The sequence below is a fragment of the Rhodococcus sp. MurmanLake-1 genome (assembly GCF_056945715.1).
The window spans coordinates 325,681-349,152 of sequence record NZ_JBWZNF010000003.1; the positions used below are offsets into that span (position 1 = coordinate 325,681).

Annotated in this window: 23 protein-coding genes; 18 read left to right on the top strand and 5 right to left on the bottom strand. The window is 61.2% G+C overall.

What is annotated here, in order from left to right:
- Positions 1–129 precede the first annotated feature (129 nt).
- Positions 130–1,380 (bottom strand): cytochrome P450, encoded by a 1,251-nt coding sequence (locus AC2ETI_RS11450; protein ID WP_003945573.1) that lies wholly within the window; start codon positions 1,378–1,380, stop codon positions 130–132.
- A gap of 174 nt (positions 1,381–1,554) precedes the next feature.
- On the opposite strand from AC2ETI_RS11450, the gene AC2ETI_RS11455 reads away from it, so the two are divergent.
- The 4 genes from AC2ETI_RS11455 (at position 1,555) to AC2ETI_RS11470 (ending at position 4,445) form a co-directional block, all read left to right on the top strand.
- On the top strand, positions 1,555–2,718 hold the full coding sequence (locus tag AC2ETI_RS11455; protein WP_060938399.1) for a steroid 3-ketoacyl-CoA thiolase: 1,164 nt from the start codon (positions 1,555–1,557) through the stop codon (positions 2,716–2,718).
- A gap of 1 nt (position 2,719) precedes the next feature.
- The gene (locus AC2ETI_RS11460) at positions 2,720–3,208 is read left to right on the top strand and encodes a nitroreductase family deazaflavin-dependent oxidoreductase (RefSeq protein WP_029254509.1); all 489 of its coding nucleotides are present in this window, start codon (positions 2,720–2,722) and stop codon (positions 3,206–3,208) included.
- Between the two features lie 57 nt (positions 3,209–3,265).
- Positions 3,266–3,679, top strand: coding sequence for a hypothetical protein (locus AC2ETI_RS11465; protein ID WP_021342917.1), 414 nt, complete (start codon positions 3,266–3,268; stop codon positions 3,677–3,679).
- Between the two features lie 94 nt (positions 3,680–3,773).
- Positions 3,774–4,445 (top strand): GNAT family N-acetyltransferase, encoded by a 672-nt coding sequence (locus tag AC2ETI_RS11470; RefSeq protein WP_060938400.1) that lies wholly within the window; start codon positions 3,774–3,776, stop codon positions 4,443–4,445.
- Between the two features lie 67 nt (positions 4,446–4,512).
- Here AC2ETI_RS11470 and AC2ETI_RS11475 read toward each other — a convergent pair whose 3' ends face one another.
- A complete protein-coding gene (locus AC2ETI_RS11475) occupies positions 4,513–5,427 on the bottom strand; it encodes an SDR family oxidoreductase (RefSeq protein ID WP_020968488.1) in 915 nt (304 codons plus the stop codon).
- A gap of 102 nt (positions 5,428–5,529) precedes the next feature.
- On the opposite strand from AC2ETI_RS11475, the gene echA20 reads away from it, so the two are divergent.
- Genes echA20 through AC2ETI_RS11495 form a run of 4 tightly spaced genes read left to right on the top strand, consistent with a single transcriptional unit; the run spans position 5,530 to position 9,032 of the window.
- Positions 5,530–6,306 carry a (7aS)-7a-methyl-1,5-dioxo-2,3,5,6,7,7a-hexahydro-1H-indene-carboxyl-CoA hydrolase gene (gene echA20, locus AC2ETI_RS11480; RefSeq protein WP_003945611.1) on the top strand — a complete coding sequence of 259 codons (777 nt, stop codon included), beginning with the start codon at positions 5,530–5,532 and terminating at the stop codon, positions 6,304–6,306.
- 7 nt (positions 6,307–6,313) lie between these two features.
- Positions 6,314–7,222, top strand: a complete 909-nt coding sequence (gene ipdA / locus AC2ETI_RS11485) for a cholesterol ring-cleaving hydrolase subunit IpdA (protein ID WP_019746969.1) — start codon at positions 6,314–6,316, stop codon at positions 7,220–7,222.
- Complete coding sequence (locus AC2ETI_RS11490; RefSeq protein WP_019746968.1) at positions 7,219–7,974, top strand: CoA-transferase subunit beta; 756 nt, start codon at positions 7,219–7,221, stop codon at positions 7,972–7,974. Before ipdA ends, AC2ETI_RS11490 begins: the two co-directional genes overlap by 4 nt.
- Positions 7,971–9,032 carry an NAD(P)H-dependent flavin oxidoreductase gene (locus AC2ETI_RS11495; protein WP_019746967.1) on the top strand — a complete coding sequence of 354 codons (1,062 nt, stop codon included), beginning with the start codon at positions 7,971–7,973 and terminating at the stop codon, positions 9,030–9,032. Before AC2ETI_RS11490 ends, AC2ETI_RS11495 begins: the two co-directional genes overlap by 4 nt.
- A 77-nt stretch (positions 9,033–9,109) precedes the next feature.
- Here AC2ETI_RS11495 and AC2ETI_RS11500 read toward each other — a convergent pair whose 3' ends face one another.
- Entirely contained in the window at positions 9,110–9,826 is a 717-nt protein-coding gene (locus AC2ETI_RS11500) for an IclR family transcriptional regulator (protein ID WP_003945819.1), read from the bottom strand.
- 287 nt (positions 9,827–10,113) lie between these two features.
- Between AC2ETI_RS11500 and AC2ETI_RS11505 the strand changes: the two genes are divergently transcribed.
- Positions 10,114–11,223, top strand: a complete 1,110-nt coding sequence (locus tag AC2ETI_RS11505) for a 3-ketosteroid-9-alpha-monooxygenase, oxygenase component (RefSeq protein ID WP_047889546.1) — start codon at positions 10,114–10,116, stop codon at positions 11,221–11,223.
- Positions 11,224–11,445: 222 nt separating this feature from the next.
- On the opposite strand, the gene AC2ETI_RS11510 is transcribed toward AC2ETI_RS11505, so the two are convergent.
- Complete coding sequence (locus AC2ETI_RS11510) at positions 11,446–12,681, bottom strand: winged helix-turn-helix domain-containing protein (RefSeq protein WP_021332418.1); 1,236 nt, start codon at positions 12,679–12,681, stop codon at positions 11,446–11,448.
- Positions 12,682–12,749: 68 nt separating this feature from the next.
- The gene (locus tag AC2ETI_RS11515; RefSeq protein ID WP_053062059.1) at positions 12,750–14,024 is read right to left on the bottom strand and encodes a TetR/AcrR family transcriptional regulator; all 1,275 of its coding nucleotides are present in this window, start codon (positions 14,022–14,024) and stop codon (positions 12,750–12,752) included.
- Positions 14,025–14,555: 531 nt separating this feature from the next.
- Between AC2ETI_RS11515 and AC2ETI_RS11520 the strand changes: the two genes are divergently transcribed.
- From AC2ETI_RS11520 to AC2ETI_RS11560, 9 genes are read left to right on the top strand one after another with little or no spacing between them, the layout of a single operon-like run.
- Complete coding sequence (locus tag AC2ETI_RS11520; RefSeq protein ID WP_019746964.1) at positions 14,556–15,365, top strand: MlaE family ABC transporter permease; 810 nt, start codon at positions 14,556–14,558, stop codon at positions 15,363–15,365.
- Positions 15,365–16,222: an MlaE family ABC transporter permease gene (locus AC2ETI_RS11525; protein ID WP_003945491.1), complete on the top strand. Its 858-nt coding sequence runs from the start codon at positions 15,365–15,367 to the stop codon at positions 16,220–16,222. Before AC2ETI_RS11520 ends, AC2ETI_RS11525 begins: the two co-directional genes overlap by 1 nt.
- A 33-nt stretch (positions 16,223–16,255) precedes the next feature.
- Entirely contained in the window at positions 16,256–17,449 is a 1,194-nt protein-coding gene (locus tag AC2ETI_RS11530; protein WP_230091083.1) for an MCE family protein, read from the top strand.
- Entirely contained in the window at positions 17,446–18,477 is a 1,032-nt protein-coding gene (locus AC2ETI_RS11535; protein ID WP_483633924.1) for an MCE family protein, read from the top strand. Before AC2ETI_RS11530 ends, AC2ETI_RS11535 begins: the two co-directional genes overlap by 4 nt.
- Entirely contained in the window at positions 18,477–19,532 is a 1,056-nt protein-coding gene (locus AC2ETI_RS11540) for an MCE family protein (protein ID WP_483634006.1), read from the top strand. Before AC2ETI_RS11535 ends, AC2ETI_RS11540 begins: the two co-directional genes overlap by 1 nt.
- Positions 19,529–20,626 (top strand): MCE family protein, encoded by a 1,098-nt coding sequence (locus tag AC2ETI_RS11545; RefSeq protein ID WP_030534720.1) that lies wholly within the window; start codon positions 19,529–19,531, stop codon positions 20,624–20,626. Before AC2ETI_RS11540 ends, AC2ETI_RS11545 begins: the two co-directional genes overlap by 4 nt.
- On the top strand, positions 20,623–21,687 hold the full coding sequence (locus AC2ETI_RS11550) for an MCE family protein (protein ID WP_069147007.1): 1,065 nt from the start codon (positions 20,623–20,625) through the stop codon (positions 21,685–21,687). Before AC2ETI_RS11545 ends, AC2ETI_RS11550 begins: the two co-directional genes overlap by 4 nt.
- Positions 21,684–22,904 carry an MlaD family protein gene (locus tag AC2ETI_RS11555; protein ID WP_483633925.1) on the top strand — a complete coding sequence of 407 codons (1,221 nt, stop codon included), beginning with the start codon at positions 21,684–21,686 and terminating at the stop codon, positions 22,902–22,904. The genes AC2ETI_RS11550 and AC2ETI_RS11555 overlap by 4 nt, the downstream gene beginning before the upstream one ends.
- Positions 22,891–23,448, top strand: coding sequence for a hypothetical protein (locus AC2ETI_RS11560; protein ID WP_019746957.1), 558 nt, complete (start codon positions 22,891–22,893; stop codon positions 23,446–23,448). The genes AC2ETI_RS11555 and AC2ETI_RS11560 overlap by 14 nt, the downstream gene beginning before the upstream one ends.
- Positions 23,449–23,472 lie beyond the last annotated feature (24 nt).

Below are 23,472 nucleotides of genomic sequence, written 5' to 3' on the forward strand. Positions count from 1 at the left end.
GTTCCAGGTTGCCAACTAGTGGCCCCCCGGAACGTCTACTGTAGTTCTGCGTGTTCGAGAGTGCAGAGGCAACTCCCGAAAACCTACACAGAACCTACTCGCCGGTTACCAGGTCAGTATATGTCCGGATCAGTGTTTGACCGGGCAGCCCGATGTCTTGTAATCAACCTGAAACTCTTTGATGCCGTTGAGCCAGCCCGAGCGCAGGCGACGGGGATCGCCGAGCCTGGTGATGTCGGGTAGGTGATCGGCGATCGCATTGAAGATCAGATCGATTTCGAGACGAGCCAAGTTGGCGCCGATGCAGAAGTGCGCACCCGTGCCGCCGAATCCGAGGTGCGGATTGGGGTCACGCATGATGTCGAACTTCGTGGGGTTCTCGAAGACGTCTTCGTCGAAGTTGGCCGACGCGTACATCATCACGACGCGATCGCCCTTCTTGATCTTCTGTCCCCCGAGTTCGGTGTCTTCGAGCGCGGTGCGCTGGAAAGAGGTCACCGGGGTGGCCCAACGAACGATCTCGTCGGCCGCAGTCTTCGGGCGTTCCTTCTTGTACAGCTCCCACTGGTCGGGATTGTCGAGGAAGGCAACCATGCCGTGTGTGATGGCATTGCGAGTGGTCTCGTTACCCGCGACCGCAAGCAGAATCACGAAGAAGCCGAATTCCTCTGGGGAGAGCTCATTTCCGTCGATGTCAGCTTCGATGAGCTTGGTGACGATGTCATCGGCGGGACACTTCTTGCGCTGATCCGCCATCTGGTACGCGTATCCCAGAATCTCCATCGACGCTGCCTGCGGGTCGATGTCGAACTCAGGATCGTCGTAGGACGTCATCTGGTTGGACCAGTCGAAGAGCTTCATTCGATCTTCCTGCGGCACACCGAGAAGCTCGGCGATTGCCTGCAGCGGAAGTTCGGACGCGACCTGAACCACGAAGTCTCCGGCACCACCGGCAGCCGCAGTCTTGACGATCTTTTCGGCGCGCTCGGTCAGTTCTTCGCGCAGGCTGTTGATGGCTCGCGGGGTGAATCCACGCGAAACCAGCTTGCGAAGCTTGGTGTGCTCCGGAGCGTCCTTGTTGATGAGGATGAATCGCTGCATCTCGACGTTCTCGCGCGGGATGTCGTCGGCGAAGCGAGGAATCGCAGTGTTCTCGTGGGTCGAGAAGATGTCGCTTCGCTGCGAGACTTCCTTGACCTCTTCATGACGGGTGACCACCCAGAAGCCCTCGTCCTGGAATCCACCGATTTCCGGGGGCTGCGGATTCCACCACACGGGGGCCGTCTTCCGGAGTTCGGCGAACTCCTCGAACGGCATGCGTTCCGCGTAGATGTCGGGGTCCGTGAAGTCGATTCCCTCGGGGAATGCGGGCTGTGCCACTGATGTCTCCTGCCCTAAGCCTTTTCATCACAGGGGTGATGGGGATCCGTGATGTGTAACACGTTCTACTCTCATTGAAACACAAGCCTGCTTACTAGGAAAGGAAACGTCGGCAGGTCTTGCTTCCCGCAGAGAACCTGTTCTACTTTTTCATTACAAGGAAAGGAGCCCGCTGTGGGCACACCAGTAATCGTCGAGGCTGTCCGTACACCGATCGGCAAGCGCGGAGGTTGGCTCGCCGGTCTGCACGCCGCCGAGATCCTCGGAGCGGCACAAAAGGGCGTTCTCGACCGGTCGGGAATCGACCCGTTGCTGATCGAGCAGGTGATCGGCGGCTGCGTCACCCAGGCCGGCGCTCAGTCCAACAACATCACGCGCACGGCTTGGCTGCACGCCGGACTTCCGTGGCAGACCGGCGCAACGACCGTGGACTGCCAATGCGGTTCGGCCCAGCAGGCGAACCATCTGATCGCCGGACTGATTGCCACCGGCGCCATCGACGCCGGCGTCGCCTGCGGCATCGAAGCCATGAGCCAGGTTCCCCTCGGCGCAAACGTCGGCGATCAGGCCGGACCGCGTCGGCCTGCGACGTGGGACATCGACATGCCCAACCAGTTCGAAGCAGCGGAACGCATCGCGCGTCGACGCGGACTGACCCGCGACGACATCGAAGCCCTCGGCGTCCGCTCGCAGGCGCTGGCCAAGCAGGCCTGGGAGGAAGGGCGTTTCGACCGCGAGGTTCTCGAACTTTCGGCACCCCAGGTCGACAAGGAAGGAAACCTCACGGGCGAGACGAAGCTCGTCAATCGCGATCAGGGCCTGCGCGATACGACGGCCGAGTCCCTAGCCCGACTGAAGCCCGTCCTCGAAGGCGGGATTCACACGGCCGGAACGTCTTCCCAGATCTCCGACGGCGCGGCCGCAGTCCTGCTCATGGACGAGGACAAGGCCCGCGCACTCGGCTTGAAGCCGCGAGCCCGCATCATCGCCCAGGCCCTGGTCGGCTCGGAACCGGAATTCCACCTCGACGGACCGGTGCAGGCAACCAGCCGTGTCCTGGAGAAGAGCGGAATGAAGATCGGCGACCTCGATCTGTTCGAGATCAACGAAGCATTCGCATCCGTCGCACTGTCCTGGGCTCAGGTTCACGAACCTGACTTCGACAACGTCAATGTCAACGGCGGCGCGCTCGCTCTCGGCCATCCGGTCGGCAGCACGGGCTCTCGACTGATCACCACCGCACTGCACGAATTGGAGCGTCGCAACGGCTCGACGGCTCTGATCACGATGTGCGCCGGCGGCGCGCTGGCCACCGGAACCATCATCGAGCGTATCTGAGATGACTACTCCCCCAGCTAAACCCAAGGGACTCGACGCTCCGGCGACGGTCAAGATCATCAAGTGGATGTCGAAGGCAAACGTCGCCATGTATCGCGCCACCGACGGGCGGCTGGGTAGCAAGTGGCGGGTCGGCAGCGCGTTCCCGCGCGGGCTGCCGATCTGCCTGCTCACCACCACCGGTCGCAAATCCGGCGAGGAGCGGATCAGTCCGTTGCTGTTCCTCGAGGACGGCGAGAACGTGATTCTGGTGGCGTCGCAAGGTGGTCTTCCGAAGAACCCGATGTGGTACCTCAACATCAAGGCGGACCCGGTGGTGACGGTGCAGATCAAGTCTCGGATCCGATCGATGAAAGCCCGCGTCTCCACCGAGGACGAACGCGCTCGACTGTGGCCGATGTTGACGGCGATGTATCCGGATTTCGACAACTATCAGGCCTGGACCGACCGGATCATTCCCGTCATCGTGTGCGAGCCACTGAAGAAATAAACGAACTGTTTACAACAAAACGTTTACATCGGCCCGGGTTCGTGCCAGCCTGGGTTCATGACCGATGACCAGTTCAGACCGATCGATTCCGGCCGCGAACGCGCACATCGCGAGTACGCCGGACTCTTTCGGATCAGCGAGCGCCACGGCGCGACCCAAAGCCAGCGCGCGCGGCAATCTCATCCGGAGATGCTCGAGCCCTACGGCGCGGTGCGCGTCGTGGCTCGTCTTGCCGGCGGCACCGACACACCGCAGCCGAACGAACCCGAGGTCGACGACGCCGATGTCATGGCTGCGTTGACTCTGATTCCCAAGGCCCGAGCCGAAATGGAACAGCTGGAAGCGCTGTTCCTCGGAATTGCCCGCGAACGGGGCATGACCTGGCAAGATATTGCCTTCGGACTCGGGCTCGGCAGCACTCAAGCTGCCCGCCAGCGCTACGAACGGCTCGTTCGCCGCACCGGAGGCTGAACACGTGCCATAACGAGCGAGTTGGAGCACTATTGACTCGTACGGTCCGCACGGCGTTTCGACAGAGCCTCGAACACAGCAAGGAGTCGCATATATGACGACGCATATTCAAGATCAAATCCTGGACCGACGCGAGATCACCTCAGCCCTCGTGCGTGCGCTGGAGCGTCGCCACGAGGTGCTGGACGCAGTGGTCGACAGCAAGGACCACCAGGAGGCACTGACCACCGTCGCGGAACTCCTCGGCACGTCGGAAGCAAATGCCGAAGCAGTTCTGAGCCTCAAGTTCAGTGCGCTCACCAAGGCTGCGCGCGATCGCATCCAGGGCGAGCTGGAGAATCTCGACGCCACTCTCGAATGGACGACGCTCGATCGTCCCGCGAGCAGCGGGCAGAACTTCACCCTGCGTCCGTTCAGCGACAGCGCAGAAGACAAGGCGCTGTTCACGATTCGTTCGGGCGAGCAGCTCGGCGAAGACGGCAAGCCGTGGAGCGAGGATCGGATCGAAGCTGAGCGCGTCGGTGGCCTCGGCCGGATCGACGACGAGACCGCTGCCTGGTTCGTCGCCGAGGACGTCTCCGGTGACGGCTCGAAGAGCGTCGGCCTGGTCTTCGGCGAACTCGACGGCCAAGAGGTCAACGTGGCGATCTGGATCGCGCCGGAATCTCGCAAGAAGGGCTACGGCACAGCCTGCGTGAAGCATTCGCGGCGCGAGCTCGCCGCAGAGTTCCCCGGCACCGTGTTGGTGGTTCGGGCACCCGCTTAAGCGGCACACCACCTGTGAGTGGTTAAGGAGTCCCTGCACTCCTTAACCACTCACAGGGCCGGAGGCCCTACGCCCCGTACACCGGCGTCGGAATCTCCGCCTTCTCCAACAGCGTTGCCACGACGGGCCCGATCTCCTTCGGGTCCCAACGGTCACCCTTGTCCTCGCTCGGGCCGTGACGCCAGCCCTCCGCGACGGTGATCTTTCCGCCCTCGACCTCGAACACCCGCCCCGTGACGTCCTTGGACTCGGCGCTACCGAGCCAGACGACCAGCGGCGAGATGTTCTCGGGCGCCATGGCATCGAAGCCCTCTTCGGGAGCTGCCATCGACTCGGCCATCGCCCCACCCGCGCCGACGGTCATGCGCGTGCGCGCAGCAGGCGCGATCGCGTTGACACTGACGCCGTAATTCTTGAGCTCGGCTGCGGCCTGGATGGTCATCTCGGCGATACCGGCCTTCGCCGCAGCGTAGTTACCCTGGCCGATCGAACCTTGCAGTCCTGCACCCGAACTGGTGTTGATGATGCGTGCGTCGACGGTCTTGCCCGCCTTGGACTCAGCGCGCCAGTAGGCAGCAGCGTGACGCAGCGGCGCGAAGTGCCCCTTGAGGTGCACGCGAATCACTGCGTCCCATTCGCCTTCGCTCATGCCGACCAGCATGCGGTCCCGCAGGAAGCCCGCGTTGTTCACGAGTACGTCCAGGCCACCGAAGGTGTCGATCGCGGTCTTGATCAGATTCTCGGCGCCCGCCCAGTCGGCGACGTCGTCTCCGTTGACCACTGCTTGGCCACCGGCGGCGATGATCTCCGCGACAACCTGCTCGGCCGGACTCTCACCGGTCTCGGAACCGTCGGCACCCGCACCGATGTCGTTGACGACGACCTTGGCGCCCTCGGCAGCAAACGCCAATGCATGCGCACGCCCGATCCCGCGACCAGCCCCGGTGATGATGACTACGCGTCCGTCGACCAATCCACTCATATTTGTCTCCTAATGCACTCTGCTCGGGCTTGTCGGCTCCGCTTGTGTGCTAACTTACCAAGCAATCGCTTGGTTTGGTACACAGACGTAAGGAATCCCGATATGGGCATCAGCACCTCCTCCGACGGAACCGGCATCACCACGGTCACCATCGACTACGCGCCGGTCAATGCAATCCCGTCCAAGGGATGGTTCGAGCTTGCCGACGCCATCCTCGACGCGGGCAAGGATCTCAACACTCACGTGGTGATCCTGCGAGCCGAGGGACGCGGATTCAACGCCGGCGTCGACATCAAGGAGATGCAGGCGACCGAGGGATTCGACGCGCTGGTCGCCGCCAACCGCGGTTGCGCCGCGGCCTTCGCAGCCGTCTACGACTGCGCTGTACCCGTCGTCGTGGCCGTCAACGGATTCTGTGTCGGCGGTGGCATCGGACTGGTCGGCAACGCGGACGTGATCGTCGCTTCCGACGACGCGATCTTCTCCCTCCCCGAGGTCGACCGCGGCGCACTCGGCGCTGCCACACACCTCTCACGACTGGTGCCGCAGCACATGATGCGCACGCTCTACTACACCGCACAGAGCGTCGACGCCCACACACTCAAACAGTTCGGCAGCGTCTACGACGTGGTCCCGCGCGAGAAGCTCGACGAGTGCGCTCGCGAGATCGCCGCAAAGATCGCCGCGAAGGACACCCGCATCATCCGGTGCGCCAAGGAAGCCATCAACGGCATCGACCCGGTCGATGTAAAGGGCAGCTACCGACTCGAGCAGGGCTACACCTTCGAACTCAACCTCCTCGGTGTGTCCGACGAACACCGCGACGAATTCGTCGCCACCGGCAAGCCGCGCGAGAACGCAACCCAGAAGGAAGGCTGAGACAAACATGGCTAGCAAGCGTGACAAGACGAAGTCGCTCGACGAGGTAGTCGGCGAGCTCCGCAGCGGAATGACGATCGGCTTGGGCGGCTGGGGATCTCGCCGCAAGCCGATGGCCTTCGTGCGTGCGATTCTGCGTTCGGACATCAAGGACCTGACCGTGGTCACTTACGGCGGACCGGATCTCGGGCTGCTGTGCTCGGCCGGCAAGGTCAAGAAGGCGTACTACGGTTTCGTGTCCCTGGACTCCGCACCGTTCTACGATCCGTGGTTCGCCAAGGCGCGCACCGCCGGTGAGATCGAAGTCCGCGAGATGGACGAGGGAATGGTCAAGTGCGGCCTCGAAGCCGCTGCCGCTCGCCTCCCCTTCCTCCCGATCCGCGCGGGCCTGGGTTCGGACGTTCGCAACTTCTGGGGCGACGAACTCAAGACCGTCACCTCCCCGTACCCCGAGGCCGACGGCCGCTCCGAGACCTTGATCGCGATGCCTGCACTCAACCTCGATGCGTCGTTCGTTCACCTCAATCTCGGTGACAAGCACGGCAATGCCGCGTACAACGGTGTCGACCCGTACTTCGACGACCTGTACTGCATGGCCGCCGAAAAGCGTTACGTCTCCGTCGAACGCATCGTCGAGACCGAGGAACTGGTCAAATCCGTTCCACTGCAGAATCTTCTGCTCAACCGCATGATGGTCGACGCCGTCGTCGAGGCCCCGAACGGTGCCCACTTCACGTTGGCCGGCGAAAGCTACGGCCGCGACGAGAAGTTCCAGCGTCACTACGCCGAGGCCGCCAAGACCCCCGAGTCGTGGCAGACGTTCGTCGACACCTTCCTCTCCGGCAGCGAAGAGGATTACCAAGCCGCAGTAAAGAAGTTTGCCGATTCATCAAAGGCAGGGGAGCAGGCAAAATGAGCGAATCCACCGTCACCCGCGCAGAGTACGTTGTTCTCGCGTGCGCTGAAATCTTCTCCGGTGCAGGCGAAATCATGGCAAGCCCGATGTCGACGTCGTCCACCATCGGCGCTCGCCTGGCTCGGCTCACCACCGAACCCGACCTGCTGATCACCGATGGTGAAGCCCTCATTCTCGAGGACACCCCGGCAGTCGGAACGAAGGGCCCCATCGAAGGATGGATGCCTTTCCGTAAGGTGTTCGACGTCGTCGCTTCGGGCCGTCGCCACGTAGTCATGGGCGCCAATCAGCTCGATCGCCACGGCAACCAGAACCTCTCCGCCTTCGGCCCGCTTCAGCAGCCGACGCGTCAGATGTTCGGTGTGCGCGGCGCCCCCGGTAACACCATCAACCACGCGACGAGCTACTTCGTCCCCAAGCACTCCAAGCGAGTGTTCGTCGACAAGGTCGACGTGGTGTGCGGTGTCGGCTACGACCAGATCGATCCCGAGAACCCGGCATACAAGTACCTGAACATCCCCCGCGTTGTCACCAACCTCGGTGTCTTCGACTTCGGTGGACCGGGAAACACCTTCCGCGCGTTGAGCCTCCATCCCGGCGTCACCGCCGAAGAGGTAGCCGAGAACACCTCGTTCGAGGTAGCCGGACTCGCCGAGGCCGGTATCACCCGTGACCCCACCGCCGAAGAACTCCACCTCATTCGCGAGACCCTCGATCCGCGCAACCTCCGGGACCGTGAGGTCTCGGCATGACCCCCACTCTGAAGACAGCACTGACCGAACTGGTCGGTGTCGAGTACCCGATCGTGCAGACAGGCATGGGCTGGGTTTCCGGGCCAGCACTGACGTCGGCGACGGCCAACGCGGGCGGTCTCGGCATCCTGGCTTCGGCCACGATGACCTACGACGAGCTCGAGCACGCGATCAAGAAGACGAAGCAGCTCACGGACAAGCCGTTCGGTGTCAACATGCGTGCCGACGCCACCGACGCGCCGCAGCGCGCGGACCTGCTGATCCGTGAGGGCGTCAAGGTCGCGTCGTTTGCCTTGGCTCCCAAGAAGGAACTGATCGCCAAGCTCAAGGACCACGGCATCGTCGTCGTACCGTCGATCGGTGCCGCGAAGCATGCGGTCAAGGTTGCATCTTGGGGCGCGGACGCCGTCATCGTCCAGGGCGGCGAAGGTGGTGGTCACACCGGCGGTGTGGCAACGACATTGCTTCTCCCCTCGGTTCTCGACGCGGTCGATATTCCGGTCATCGCCGGTGGCGGATTCTTCGACGGCCGCGGGCTGGCCGCAGCGTTGGCGTACGGCGCTGCCGGTGTCGCCATGGGGACGCGTTTCTTGCTCACCAGTGACTCTTCGGTGCCGGACTCCGTCAAGCAGGAATACCTCAAGCGAGGACTGACGGATACGACGGTCTCACGCAAGGTCGACGGCATGCCTCATCGTGTGCTCAACACCGACCTGGTCAACAGCCTCGAAGGTTCCAGCTATGCAACCGGTTTGATCGCTGCTGCCAAGAACGCCACCAAGTTCAAGGCAATGACAGGTATGAAGTGGTCGACGCTCGCCAAGGACGGCCTCGCGATGAAGCGCTCGGGTGACCGCACGCTGATGCAAATCATCATGGCGGCGAATACCCCGATGTTGCTCAAGGCCGGTCTGGTCGAGGGCAATACGGAAGCCGGCGTGCTTGCCTCGGGTCAGGTTGTCGGAATGATCAACGATCTGCCCAGCTGCAAGGAACTGATCGAGAACATCATGGAGGACGCGGCCAAGCGTATCGACGCGCTCGCGGCTCTTCGCTGACGCAGATTCATCCGAGTGCGTCTCCCCCACTGCGCTTTACGCGGAGTCGGAGGAGGCGCACTCTGCGCATTTCCGAGCTAACCGGTCTGCTGGTGACGACCACCCGGCACCTCGAAATACTGGGAGATTGCCACCGCGGCCATCTGTACCGGTGCAACGTGTCGATCGTCGATCTTGCCTCGAACGAGTGGGCCGCTGATCGACAGACCGACTTCCGCTTCACCCAGCGCACCCACCCGCACACCGATGCAGCCGAGACCCGAAGTACACGTACCGAATACGACACCGTACCGATGGTTGGCTATTGCGGAATGCTGCGCGACCGTCGAACGGCGGCCCGCTGCCAAGAGTGCCTTGCCGATTGCCGAGGATCGCGCCGGGATGCGAGAGCCGACGCCTGTCTGGAGGTCAGGTATCGCCTGGCTGCCGATCTTCTGAAGGTATCGCACGTTGCTTCCCTCGAGGACCCCGAGATGTACGGCCTGATTGGTGACGAGGTGCAGGTTGTACAACAACGGCACCACCACCCTCTCGAACTTGTTTCGATACAACGAGATTGCCCCAAGATCGCCGAGTTTGTCGCCGATTTCGTACTCGAGGCCTTCTCTGCGAAGCCAATCCATCCTCACTAGCTTCAGAAGCATCCTGTGCACGGATGATCGCGGAATCCCGGTTCGACGGGCCACCTCGCCCAGCGTCAACCGCGGCGTGTCACGAAAGCAATCCACCACCATCGCCAACCTGTCGAGGGTTGACATAGGGATGGGCTCTTCTGTGATCGGTCCGACCGACATGGCGTCTCCGTTTCGGTGATCCGCCCGTCGAGAGGACAGCGCTGGGCGTGCTCTGCTGACTGCAAATCTGGGCCTTCACCGGACGAACCGCCAGGGCATTTCCCACCGTGCGGGAGACAAACCTGCCTGGCCACTCCACCTGCAGCTATACCGATCACCGGTTACCCCCGTTGAACCTGGACCAACTCCTCACCACAGTGGCCAACACAGATCACTGAACAAAGGACGACGTTTTGACCACAGACGTGACGACCACAACGGACCTCGGCGAAGTCGACGAGATCCGCATGATCGACGAGGGCGCTGCTCCCGAACGTTTTGCCCGCGGATGGCACTGCCTCGGACTTGCAACGGATTTCCACGACGGGAACCCACATCCGATCGAGGCCTTCGGCACCAAGCTTGTCGTATTTGCCGACAGCCAGGGCGAATTGAAGGTCCTCGATGCCTACTGCCGTCACATGGGCGGCGACCTCAGTCAGGGCACGGTCAAGGGCGATTCAGTCGCCTGCCCCTTCCACGACTGGCGATGGGGCGGCAACGGCAAATGCACCGCGATCCCCTATGCACGCCGCGTTCCACCGCTTGCCAAAACCCGCGCCTGGACCACCCTCGAACAAGACGGACTGCTCTTCGTCTGGCATGACCCCGAAGGCAATCCGCCTCCGGCCGAAGTCGCCATACCGATAATCAAGACTCCGGACCACGAATGGACCGATTGGGTATGGAAGTCAATCGTCATCGACACCAACTGTCGAGAAATCGTCGACAACGTCGTGGACATGGCGCACTTCTTCTACGTGCACTTTTCGTTTCCCACTTACTTCAAGAACGTCTTCGAGGGGCATGTCGCCATCCAGGAGCAGAGCGGTATCAACCGCGACGACATCGTGACCTGGACGGATCCCGACGTGCCGAAGTTGGTCTCGAACTTCTCGGTGGCCGCCTATCACGGACCGTCGTTCATGATCGATGATCTGGTGTACCAGTACGAAACGTTCAAGGTGGATTCGGTTTTGATCAACTGCCACTATCCGGTCAGCCCGAACAAGTTTGTCCTGATGTACGGCATCACCGTCAAGAAGACCGAGGAACTTCCCGCCGGGATAGCGGACCAAACCGTTGACGCGATGATCGGTTACATCGGCGTCGGATTCGAGCAGGACATCGAGATCTGGAAGAACAAGACCCGCATCGACAACCCACTACTCTGCACCGAGGACGGTCCGGTCTACCAACTGAGGCGGTGGTACGAACAGTTCTACGTCGACGTCGCCGACGTCACGCCCGAGATGATCGATCGCTTCGAATTCGAGATGGATACAAGCAAACCCATCGAGGTGTGGAAACAGGAGGTTGCAGACAACCTCGCACGCCGTGCAGGAGCAGCGCAGTGACCATGGAACCAGTGGACTGCGAGAGGTGTGGAACATATGTCCTCGTCGAGAAGAACAGCTGGCAACATACCTCGACTCAATGGCGATCGGATCCGCACAACGTGTGTTCGGAGTATCGCGAAGACAAGGCGTCGCCGAAAATTCGCACCGGAACTTGTTCGGCATTAAGAGATTCCATCAACCGAGCTGCAGTCGACGGGAGACTCACCGTTCCAGATTGACCTAGCGCGCGCCCACCGCATCCACCTCGTCGCCGGCCATCACAGCGGCCAGCTCTGATGCCAATGTTCCATTGTTCTCCACGACTACGGTGTCGCAGCCTTGCCACATTGCGGTTCTACGAAGGAGCTCAGCCAGACGCGGTGCAGTGTCGGCATCGGCGGTGGGCTCGGCCCAAGCAGCGCGCACGAGTAGCCGACGGTTCTGTCGGTCGTTCTTGAGATCGACTCGCGCGCAGATATTGTCGTCGATCAACACGGGGAGCACATAGTAGCCGTGAACCCGCTTGTGTGCGGGAGTATAGATCTCGATCCGGTAGTGAAAGTCGAAGAGCCGCAACGCTCGATCGCGCGCCCACACTACCGGATCGAAGGGCGACAACAGAGCCTCGGTTCGGATCGACCTTGGACGCTTTGCCTGTGGATCAATCCATACCTCGCGAGGCTTGCCACGACGCTCCCAGCCCTCGACGGAAACACTGCGTACATTGCCGGCGTCTTCGATCTCACGCAAGGCAATTCGTGCCTCAGCGCTCGGCAGCCGAAAGTAGTCGGCGATATCGTCGAGCGTACCGAGTCCGTGGGCCTTCACACCACGCAGCACCAGCTCACGGATCGCGTCCGATCGATCGATCCTCGCATCGAGGATCTCGGGCGCGAGCATGTGTTCGGCAAGGCCGTATCGACGTTCGAATCCTGCGCGACCCGCGGATACCACTTCGCCCCACCGGAACAGAGTCTCCAGCCCGACTTTCACGTCCGACCACCCCCACCACGGGCCGCGGCGTGTATTCGCTTCATGCTCGACTTCGCTCGCCGCCATCGGACCGTTTTCACGCAGTTCGTTGCGCAACCAGTCGAGGAAGTCGCGCCGATCAGACGCCCATCCGTTCTTGTCGCTCAAAGCTTTGTCACGAAACTGGTCCATGCGCCAACGAAAGAGTGGCCACATGTCCACCGGCAGGAACGTCGCTTCGTGTCCCCAGTATTCGAGGTACCCCGACTCCGGGGAGAAGGTCAGCTGATCAAGCCTGGACTTGTCGTAGGCGCCCAGTCGCGCATAAACGGGCAGGTAGTGACTGCGTTCGAAAACGTTGACCGAGTCGATCTGCAAGACCTGCAGCCGGTCCATCACGCTGACCAGATTGCGCCGCGTCACCGTTGCCGGGTGTGATTTGCCGAACCCTTGAGCGGCGAGCGCTATTCGGCGGGCAGCTGCCAGAGACACGACTTCGCTCATAGCCGACCACACTACGCACGCCGTCCGACAAGTTTCAGGGCGGCGAGAAGTTCAGGGCGGCGAGAAGTTCAGGGCGGCGAAGCCGGGCAGCCGAAGAGAACTGCTGACATGAACGTCTGAAGTGTGGAGGCGTTTTCTGCTGCAACATCGAACTTCATCAAGCGTCCGATGTCGGGGACCAGGTTCAAAGCAGCGTGAACCAGGAACTTCGCCTCTATCGCCGAAAGGTCGGGGCGAATTTCGCGAAGTATCCGCGCCCACTCGACAACGTACAGCTTCTGCCGATTCTTCAGATCGCTTCGATGTCCCGGCAGAAGGTTGTTCATCTCGGAAAAATAGACCGACATCAATTCATGTTGTGCAAACGACAACTCCACGTACATCGCCGACAGTGCGCGCAGCGCTTCCTCCGGCGACGTCGCAGACTCGAACACTGCTGCCGTCGCGAGGTCCAGACGGTCTGCCGCTCGATAGAACACCGCCCCGAGAAGTTCCGCTTTGCTCGGAAAGTAGCGGTACATCCCGGAAGCGTTCAAACCCGCAGCGGCTGCGATCTCTTCGATACTGACGTCGTGGTAACCGCGAGAATCGAAGAGCCGCACGGCTTCCTGCAGCAGACGTTCACGCTTGTTCGTCGTCACCGACCGCGTCGACACAGTTTGCTCCGACCGCCGCGATGTAATTGCACTCCCACCGTGTTCGATCGACAGACAAGCGTCGAGAAGAACTTGCTCCATCCGACGTTGGGGCAGTATCAGATTGTGAGCGGTGATGCTGCCGATCACGCTGAACATCGCTGAGGTGAGGATGGTTTCGGCACGAGTACTCGCCGGCGGTTCGGAGCGTGAAAGATGCAGTGCAACTCGGCGATTGACAGCAGCTGCCTGAGCTCGGACCGATTTCCGATCGGCAGCGTCGAGAAACCGACTCTCCCACCGGTAGATCCCGGCTGTGCGCCGATTACGCACCGTCGTTCGGATCACAGCGAGCAAATCCTCGCGTAGGCACTCCCGGTCAGTTGCATCGGCGGCGACGGAGACCGCATCGAGTGCACTCTCGAGCGCGTCGGTCAATTCCAGTGCCGCGTGGCGGAACATCGCATACTTGTTCGGAAAATGCCGATAGAGTGCCGAACCCGAAATACCGACGGACGACGCGATGTCCTCGACGCCTACGGCAGGATATCCCCGTTCGCTGAACGCAATTGCAGCCGCAGCGGCGATCTTCGCCTTGCGGTCCTTCGGACGTCGCTTGACCGACTCCGATCCCGCCGCTCGAAGGATTACACGCGAGGTCTGTTCGTCAACTGTCTGCGCATCGACAGACTGCTGTCTCGGGCTCACTCGCGCACCCCCTCTCTCAGCCCCACCAAACACCAAACCGATCCTTTTGCGAATGAGCATAATCATAATCGGTTCCCGCCATCGGAGACTTTCGAGATTTCCACTGTAGCCACGTTCTATATACGCTGCTAGCTTCCCTAACTCCAGGTTGCCGTCAACTGCATCGCCCCGATCATCGACACTGAAACTCGAGAGAATCCTCGTTAACAAAGCCTTGCCCTGTGGTCGAAACCAGAGGTAGGGTCACCGCTCGAAGCGGCCCCCTCTCCCCGACCGGGACATCGGACGACGGCTTCCGGAATTTCGATGAACTTAAGCCGAGGACACCACCCGACAGAACTCATATTGGCACGTCAACACGCTGACCGTCGCTGTTACACCGAAAACTCCCCCGAGAATTTTCGTTCACATAATGCTTGCCACGTCACATATATGTGTGAGATGCTTCACAAGCAGTTCGCTCGACCGCCAGCGTCCGAACAGTTCGACTTTCGTGCTGAACCATGTTGATCTGCAAAGGAATTCAATTAGATGACGTACGAGCTACCAGCCCCGAAAGGCCCGGTACGAGACGTAGCGTTGCAGGGGGGCTATCTGATCGGATTCTCGGTGCAGGCACTGTTCGGCCTGTTCACGGCAATCCTCCGCAGGCGACTCTCGTTGCACGAGACGGTCACTCAGACGCTCTTCATCGGTCGCGTCAGCACTGGTCCGTCGCTGCTCCTCATGATTCCGATCGGTGTCTTCATCGCGGTGTCGGTCGGCGAACTGGCCGGCCGCATCGGTGCCGGTGGCTACTCGGGCGCCGTCGTGGCATTCATCATCGTCGGACAGGCCGCAGCACTGGTGTGCGCGTTGATGATGGCCGGTGTTGCCGGGTCGGCGATCTGCACCGATCTTGGTTCGCGAAAGATTCGCGAAGAGATCGATGCCATGGAAGTGATGGGCATCGATGTGATCGAACGCCTGGTAGCTCCGAGATTGGTTGCGGCAGTGATCGTCTCCCTCGCACTGTGCTCGATGGTGACCTTCGGCGGAGTGATCGCATGCTATCTGTACCACATCTACGTGCAGCATCTTCCGGCCGGAACGTTCATGGCAACGTTCAGCCAATACGGTCGATCGTCCGACTTCGTCATGGCTTTGGTGAAAGCCGCGATCTTCGGCCTCGCTTCGACTTTGGTGGCCACTTTCAAAGGTCTCCATGCAAAAGGCGGCCCCCGCGGCGTTGCCGACGCAGTCAACGAGGCCGTCGTCATTGCGTTCGCGCTCGTCTTCATCGTGAACACAGTGTTGTCCGCGTTGTACACCGTAATCGTCCCGGCAGTCGGTGAATTCTGATGTCGCTCGTCGATCTCCGTGTTCGAGCCCGTCAAGCGAGCAGACCCCTGCGAACCGCCGGCGACGGCCTCGTCTCCCTCGGTCAGCACGTCACTTTCTACGTCCGCACCATCGCATCGATCCCTTTTGCGCTCACCAAGTACCGCAAGCACGTACTCGGTCAGATCAGCGAGGTCAGCTTCGGCACGAACTCCTTGCTGTCCGGCGGCGGCACCATCGGGATCGTCTTCGCGATGTCGCTCGCCGCGGCAATGATGTTGGGCGTCGAGACTCACCGGGGCCTCGAACTCGTCGGGATGACCTCGCTCTCGGGCATGCTGTCTGCGGTCGCGAACACCCGTGAGCTTGCCCCTGTTGTCGTCGCTATCGCGTTGGCTGCCAAGGTCGGAACGGGTTTCACTGCCCAGATCGGGGCTATGCGCATCTCGGACGAGATCGACGCCCTCGACTCGATGGCGATCAGATCCATCCCCTTCCTCGCGGGTACGCGGGTGATCGCTGCCATGATCTGCGTCATCCCGATCTACATGATCGGACTGCTCGCCAGCTACCTGTCGACCCGACTGGTCGTCGTGTTCTTCAACGGTGCATCGGCAGGTACTTACGACTACTTCTTCCATCTGGCGATCTCGCCGCAGGATCTCCTGTACTCGGGCCTCAAGGCCGTGGTGTTCGCCGCTGTTGTCGCGCTGGTTCACTGCGCGTACGGCTACTATGCCTCCGGTGGTCCGGCCGGCGTCGGGCAGGCTGCCGGGCGCGCGCTTCGGACTGCGATCCTCGCGATCGGAATCCTCGACGTACTGATGACTTTCGCGCTGTGGGGCCTCGTGCCCCAGATCCCGGGAATGGGGGTCTGAGCCGTGGACAGACTCACTACACACACAAAGATCGTGTACGCCCTTCGCGGCGCGATCGCCGTAGTGGTAGCCGTCGCCGCCGCTGTGACAATGGTTCTACGCGGTTCGGGAAACCTCGAGCAGAGCACCGACATCTTCGTCTCTGTTCCAGCCACAGCCGGTCTCATCAGCGCTGAAGCTCCGGTTCGGTACCACGGCGTCAACGTCGGCCGAATCGGCGAAATCGAATCAGGCACCGCCGAATCCGTTGTGCAGTTGCAGATTCAGACCGATGACGCGTCGAAGATTCCCGCCGACGTGGTAGCCCGCGTCGTTCCGCGCACGTTCTTCGGCGACATCTACATGCAGCTCGTGGACAGTCCGAATGGGCAGGGCCAGACGACTCTGTCGGACGGAGACGAGATCCACATGGACGACGGTCCCGAAGCCGTTGCGCTCTACGACGTGTACACCAAATTGGTGGGAGTCCTCACGGCGATGCAGCCCGAGAAGTTGCAGACAGCCCTGACTGCGCTGGGCCAGGCACTCGACGGAAACGGAGCCGAGATCGGTACCACGATAGACAATCTCAGTGCCGCGTCCGGCGTACTGACACCCGCCGCACACCAATTCCTCGAATCGACACCCGAATTCAAGTCGGTCGTCGACGCGTTGGACCGCGCGACCCCCGACATTCTCGATACCTTGGCAGCCGCCACAACCGTCTCGAACAACATGGTCGCCAACAGAGCGAATCTCGAGTCCTCGATCGGCGCGGCCGCAGTCTTCGCCGCTACCGTCGACGATTTTGTCGTGGAGAACAACCGAAACATCATCACTGTGATCGATTCCGCCGGAAAGATACTCGCAACCACCGCGGCCAATCCCGGAGGACTGCGTTCCACCCTCGCCAATGCCAGTACGTTCGGCGCCGCGGGCGCGCGGGTCTTCGCCACCGGTAAGTTCGACATCACAGCAGTTGCCACGTTCGCCGAACCGCTCCCATACACCGGCGATGATTGCCCGCAGTACGGGGACTCGCGCGGCGCGCAGTGTTCAGGCTCCAACCTGACGCCTGCACAACCCGTCAGTGCCCCGGTCGTGGGCGGCGAAGCCGAAGCGGCCACGCTGCGCTACCTCGAAGATCAGCTACTGGGCGGATCGCCGGAACGCTCGGACACCCCCAACCCGGCAACAACACTGATGTTGGGGCCGATGGTCAGAGGCAATGAGGTGACCGTCCCGTGAAGGTCCGTCCTGGCCAGATAATTCGGTTGTCACTCTTCTGTCTCACCGGCGTCGCTTGTGCGTCGTTCGTGGCGAACACGTTGTCGGTCCCGGTTCGCGGAAGCACCGATTCGTATTCGTTCGAGTTCACCGATGTCGAAGGCCTCAACCCGGGTAACCCGGTCACGATGTCCGGTGTGCGTATCGGCCGCGTGGACTCGGTTGCGTTTGCCGACAACGGCGGCGGCACGAGCAAGGCGATCGTCGACGTCGAAATCGAGTCGCAATATTCCCTCGAGTCGGATGTCCGTGCCGCCGTGCGCTACGGCGACATGCTCGGTGCTCGATATCTGGCACTGACGCAGGACGACAGCGCGACAACGGTATCCGCACGACAGCTCGAACCAGGTGACACGATACCGCTGGCGCAGACAACACCGCCGATCAACTTGACGGCACTGATGAACGGGTTCAAACCGTTGTTCGCCGCGCTGCAGCCCGAGCAGGTGAACACGCTCACGCGAAGTTTTGTCGAAACCTTCAACGGCCAGGGCCAGGCGATGACCACCCTCCTCGACCAGATCGCGACCATGAGCTCCGGCCTTGTCGACCGTCAGGACGTCTTCGCACAACTACTCACGAACATGAACACTCTTCTCACCTCCGTCGACGAACGCCAACCCGAATTGGTCGGTCTGCTGGACGGTTTGAACGATCTGAGTACTTCCGTCGTCGGGCAGAACGATCAACTGGTCTCGCTCTTGGATCAGGGAAACCGAACTGTCTCGTCGTTGGCTCAGATCATGGCCGGGTCGAACGGCGCATTCGGCCAGACCGTGCAACAACTCGAAAGTGTCACCGGGAGTTGGATTGCGAGCACCGACGAGTTCAACAGACTTCTCGCCAACCTTCCCCAGTTCGCCGACGCCGCCAACCGGATCGGAAGTTACGGAAGTTTCATCAGCCTGTATCTGTGCAATTTCACTCTGAAGGCAGGCGACATGGAAGCCAACATCTTCGGTCCGACACATTCGCCGGTGTGCTCATGATGTTCCTGGTCAACCTGATCGACGTGTTCGTCGGCATCATGCTCTTCCTGTTCAAAGGGGATCGCCGTCGCAGCGGTAGCGGCACCGCTCTCGCCCTGGGTAGTCTCGGAATCTTCGTTCTGGTGGTGGGACTCGGCGCCGCCTTGGGCATTCCGAAGCTCTGGTACAACGTACGCACGTCGGCATACACAGCGGAGTTGGCCAATGCCAGCGGGCTTTCCGACACCGATCCGGTTTACGTGGCCGGCGTTCCCGCGGGCCGAGTGGATTCGATCGACCTTGCCGGCGACCACGTCGTCGTCAACTTCCGCTTGGACAAGGACCAGCCTTTGGGAAACCAGAGCACGGCGACTGTCAGGCTCAAGACGGTCCTTGGCAAGCGCTACCTGGAGATCGTGCCGGCCGGAGTGGTCGACGACTCCGATGCGCGGGTCATCCCGCTCTCCCGCACTACCGTGCCGTACAGCCTCGACGACGTCAGCAGTGATGCCACCACTGCGGCCACCGGCGTCGACCTACAGGCGATGGAGTCCATGATGAACACCCTTTCGGAGGTGATTCCAACTGATTCCGATCAGGTGGGCCGGGCGCTGGCCGGAATCAGCGGCGCCTCGGCGGCTTTCGCGCAGAACAGTGAACAGATCGACCAGATTCTCATCATGTCCCGCGAGCTGTCGGACATGGCTGCGGCACAAACCGATTCGATAGTCGGTACTGCGGCCAATGCTCAGACGATCGTTCGTACTCTTGCGATGCGCAAGGACGCACTGACTCAACTGGTCGACAACCTGACAATCATCATCTCGAAGCTCTCCACCACTTTCGTCGATCGTCAGGACGAGTTCGGAGCCATGACCGACAACCTCGTCGAGGTCACCACCACGCTGAAGAACAACGCAGATCAGATCGACCTGCTGTTGACTCGTCTTCCTTCCGCGCTGCGTTCGGTCACCGATTCCACCGGCACCGGCAATTGGACCGACGTCAACGCGCCGGCCGCCGTGATCCCGGACAATCTGCTCTGCGCGCTCGGCATCATGGAGGGCTGCAAGTGAATACACGAAAAGCCGTCACGGCCATGCTGGTCGTGACCCTGGCGATTGCACTCCCCGGTTGGTACATCTTCGGACGAACGGATCAGTCCAAGACCGTCTACGCCGATTTCAGCTACGTCGGCGGAATCTACGAGGGAAGCAAGGTCACGGTCCTCGGAGTCGGCGTCGGGACGGTCACGTCGGTGGAACCTCGCGGAACTTCTGTTCGAGTAGCGATGTCGATGCCCAACTCCGTGGACCTGCCCGCCGACGCCTCGGCCTATGTCCTCAATCCATCGGTGATCAGCGATCGCCACATCGAACTCGGCCCGGCTTACACCGGCGGAGAGACGCTGAAAGACGGCGACCAGATTCCGATCGAACGTGCCCACTCCCCCATAGATTTCGACGGCTTGATGGGAAGCGTCAGCACTTTGGCCGACGCATTTGCCGGGGATGGGGGCAATCTCGGCGATCTCGTGAGCCGCGGCGCTGCCGGATGGCGGGGACAGGGCGATCAATTCAACACCGCAATTCGCAACCTCAGCACGGCAACCGGAGTTGTCGGCGCTCGGTCGGAAGACATCGGTGCCCTTGTCGACAATCTCAACACCTTGATGAATGCTCTGGACGCACGGCAGGTCAGCCTCGACGAACTTGTCGGTGACCTCGGCACATTGGGCGATCAGTGGGCGAACCAGAACATGGACATCTCACAGCCTCTGCAGGATCTGCAGGTGGTCTTCGACCAGTTGAACAGTTTCATGACAACTCACGGCGATGATGTCGGTGCCATAGCCGACAACGTGCGAGTTCTCGGTGACACTCTGGCTGCCAAAGAACCCGGCCTCGCCGAGTTCATGGACCTGGTGCCGTTGATGATGCAGAACCTCTCCCAGACAATCGGTCCTGATCAGCGCGGGCGCATTCGGCTCAACGTCTCGACTGCATTGACTCAGTTCGCGGTTGCGAAACCGCTGTGCGACACCTACAAGTTGCCGATCTGTACCGGAGCCGGGTTCACGAATCCGATTTCCTTCCCCCTCAGCACTTCTGATCCGCTCGGAATCGCCTCTGCGATTTCCGGCGGAGCCGTCCCCGGAGGTGGCAATTGACGCGGCAATCGGTTCGAATAGTCGCCGGTATCGTGATCATCGGTGTGGGTTCTGTGGCCGTGTTCGCCTTCGGCGGCTGTAGCGCAGGCATTCAAGACCTACCCCTGGGTCGTTCGGCCGACGGTGATGCGTACAACGTGGCGCTGCAGCTGGCCGGCGCCGACGGCCTGGTGTTGGGGGCAGACGTCCGCAGCGGCCAGAAAGTCATTGGCCGAGTATCCGCGCTGTCCGCCGACGTCGTCGGAGCCGATGTGACGCTGAGTCTGGACGCCGCGACGCCGTTGCCGGACAACGTCGAAGCATCCGTCGAACTCCCGTCCGCACTGGGCAACCCGTTCATCAGACTATTGGTGCCGGAGGTTCCGTCCGGCTCGATGCTCAGCGACGGCGACACAATTCCGGAGTCTCGCACCGAGATCGGTCCGCAGGTCGAAAGTGCGCTTGCCACGCTCGGGACGGTTCTGACCGGAAGCGGCATCGATCAACTCGACACCGTGGTGCGCGAGCTGAACACCGCGTTTTCCGGGCGCTCCGGTGAAGTTCGTTCTCTGACCGACACCCTGACCTCACTCATGGCAGAGGCAAGCAGTCACCGCAGCGAGTTCGACGAGGCCGTCGACCTCGCTGCCCGGGTCTCCTCCCAACTGGCCGGCCAACGCGACGTCGTCGACAACTACCTCGATTCCGTTCCACAGGTGGTGTCGATTCTCGTGGGACAGAAGGATCAGATTGCAAGCCTGTTGAACTCGACCGTTCAGCTCGCCACCAACGCAAACACCATCCTCGACTCGTCACCCGACGGCCTCGACGCGATGCTGCACGATGCGTCGACCGTTGTCGGGACTCTGGATTCGTTCAACTCGGAGATCGGTCAGACACTGGCGAATATGAACGGATTGCTCGAGAACTTCACCAGTGCAGTCCAAGGTGACTACCTCGTTTTCGACGGCGCCCTGGATATTCCGGGAACGATCGACAAGCTCTGGAGCGGCGGGATGGCCGGTCAATCGATCGCACCGGCGGGAACTCTCACCGATCTACTTCAGGGAGGTCTGCGTTGAGTCGCCTTGCGCTTGTTCAACTTGTCCTGTTCGCTCTGATCGCTGCTGTGGTAATCCCTTTCGGAATCGTCTACGTGGTCGGCCCTCAGGGTTTCGGTGGCCAAATCCGGCTGCACGCCAACATGTCCGACGCCTTCGGGCTGACCAAGGGCACGGTCGTCACGTATCGCGGCGTACAGGTGGGGAAAGTGAGTGAAGTCGAACTCGACGCAGGCACCCGCTCGGCTCGGGTGGAACTCTCACTCAACGACAACACCGAGATACCTACCGACAGCGTCGCCAAGGTGACGATGGGGACCGCAGCCGGAATTCAGAATGTCGACATCTATCCCAACACAGACCACGGCCCGTATCTTCGGGACGGCGACGAAATCGCCATGCCCGCGGATCAGCAACCGGTCCAGATGAGCCAGTTGATGCTTCAGGCGTCCGGTGTCCTGGAAGGGATTGATCCGCAAGCGATCAGCGACATCGGGACCGAACTGGGAAATTCGTTCAACGGGCTCGGCCCGAGCTTGGCGACGATGATCGACAACGGTGGGACCATGTCCGCGCAGTTGAACGACCAGTCGGCCGAACTCGCCGCGCTGCTGTCGCGAACCTCCACGTTGGTGGACTCCATGGCGACACAATCGGATTCGTTCGTCCGAGGAATGGCAGCTGCCAAGAACTTCACCGAACAACTCGAATCCAACGCTCCGGTGCTGATCTACCTCACCGATCATTCGCCCGCCGCCCTGAACAGCGCTCAACAGTTGTTCGACAAGTACCACATCACTTTCGGAGCGGTCCTGGCCAATCTCGTCACTGTCGCACCGATCATCTCCGACCGCACAGACGCCCTCGAAACCGGACTTGTCACGATTCCTGAAGGTCTCGCCAAACTGGCATCCATCGTCAAAGGCGATCGCGCCGACTTTGCCTTGGTTGCCACACAGGGGCCGGTCTGTAACTACGACACCCCTAGGCGTGAGGTCGGCGATCTGTCTCCCACCAGTCCAAGTCTGGCGATGTACTGTCCCCCCGCCGACGACCTCGTCCAACGCGGAGCACAGAATGCTCCCCGCCCGAACGACCTCGGATTGCAGAACTCGACGGTCCCCGGTACGCCGATCGGACCGCCCGTCGTCGCAGATCCGATTCTCGTCCCCACCGGAGTCGACGCCCTGAACTACTGGAGATTGATGTTGGAAGGACTGGGAAATGGCACACGGTGACAACGCACTACTCGACGAGGCTGAAGCCGAGGTGGCCGAACATCCGACTTCTCCGTCGCTACTTCGCCGCCTCAAGGAGCCACGCAACGCACTGATCTCACTCATAGCGGTAGCGCTGGTCGCAGCATTGGTGGTGCTCGGATTCCAGATGTACTCGGCGAATCAGGAAGACACGCTGCGGCAGGAGGCTTTGGACACCGCGCGGGATTACTCGACCATCATGTCCTCCTTCGACTATCAGAACCTCGATGCCAACAAAGACAGCATCGCCTCGATGTCGACCGACGAGTTTGCCGGCACCTACCGAACGATGGTCGATTCACTGCGCGAAGTCGTCGCCGGGGGGCAAGGCCAGGCGAGCGCAACGGCGACAGACGTCGGCATCGAATCGCTGGACAATTCGTCGGCCAAGGTGCTCGTGTTCGTCGACCAACAAGCGAAGAATGTCGCAGCGCCAGAGGGAAACACACAGAAGTACCGCATGGTCGTGTCCCTGGTCCGCTCGGACGACCGGTGGCTCGTGAGCAACGTCGAGACCAAGTAACTCACCACGCGCGGAGGAAGATCC

What these genes read in the sequence shown, in the direction of transcription:
- AC2ETI_RS11540 (WP_483634006.1), top strand. Translation starts at nt 18,477, where the DNA reads ATGTTCCTGGTCAACCTGATCGACGTGTTCGTCGGCATCATGCTCTTC.
- AC2ETI_RS11475 (WP_020968488.1), bottom strand. Translation starts at nt 5,427, where the DNA reads ATGAGTGGATTGGTCGACGGACGCGTAGTCATCATCACCGGGGCTGGT.
- AC2ETI_RS11470 (WP_060938400.1), top strand. Translation starts at nt 3,774, where the DNA reads ATGACGACGCATATTCAAGATCAAATCCTGGACCGACGCGAGATCACC.
- AC2ETI_RS11490 (WP_019746968.1), top strand. Translation starts at nt 7,219, where the DNA reads ATGAGCGAATCCACCGTCACCCGCGCAGAGTACGTTGTTCTCGCGTGC.
- AC2ETI_RS11460 (WP_029254509.1), top strand. Translation starts at nt 2,720, where the DNA reads ATGACTACTCCCCCAGCTAAACCCAAGGGACTCGACGCTCCGGCGACG.
- AC2ETI_RS11525 (WP_003945491.1), top strand. Translation starts at nt 15,365, where the DNA reads ATGTCGCTCGTCGATCTCCGTGTTCGAGCCCGTCAAGCGAGCAGACCC.
- AC2ETI_RS11510 (WP_021332418.1), bottom strand. Translation starts at nt 12,681, where the DNA reads ATGAGCGAAGTCGTGTCTCTGGCAGCTGCCCGCCGAATAGCGCTCGCC.
- AC2ETI_RS11505 (WP_047889546.1), top strand. Translation starts at nt 10,114, where the DNA reads ATGATCGACGAGGGCGCTGCTCCCGAACGTTTTGCCCGCGGATGGCAC.
- echA20 (WP_003945611.1), top strand. Translation starts at nt 5,530, where the DNA reads ATGGGCATCAGCACCTCCTCCGACGGAACCGGCATCACCACGGTCACC.
- ipdA (WP_019746969.1), top strand. Translation starts at nt 6,314, where the DNA reads ATGGCTAGCAAGCGTGACAAGACGAAGTCGCTCGACGAGGTAGTCGGC.
- AC2ETI_RS11500 (WP_003945819.1), bottom strand. Translation starts at nt 9,826, where the DNA reads ATGTCGGTCGGACCGATCACAGAAGAGCCCATCCCTATGTCAACCCTC.
- AC2ETI_RS11495 (WP_019746967.1), top strand. Translation starts at nt 7,971, where the DNA reads ATGACCCCCACTCTGAAGACAGCACTGACCGAACTGGTCGGTGTCGAG.
- AC2ETI_RS11520 (WP_019746964.1), top strand. Translation starts at nt 14,556, where the DNA reads ATGACGTACGAGCTACCAGCCCCGAAAGGCCCGGTACGAGACGTAGCG.
- AC2ETI_RS11465 (WP_021342917.1), top strand. Translation starts at nt 3,266, where the DNA reads ATGACCGATGACCAGTTCAGACCGATCGATTCCGGCCGCGAACGCGCA.
- AC2ETI_RS11560 (WP_019746957.1), top strand. Translation starts at nt 22,891, where the DNA reads ATGGCACACGGTGACAACGCACTACTCGACGAGGCTGAAGCCGAGGTG.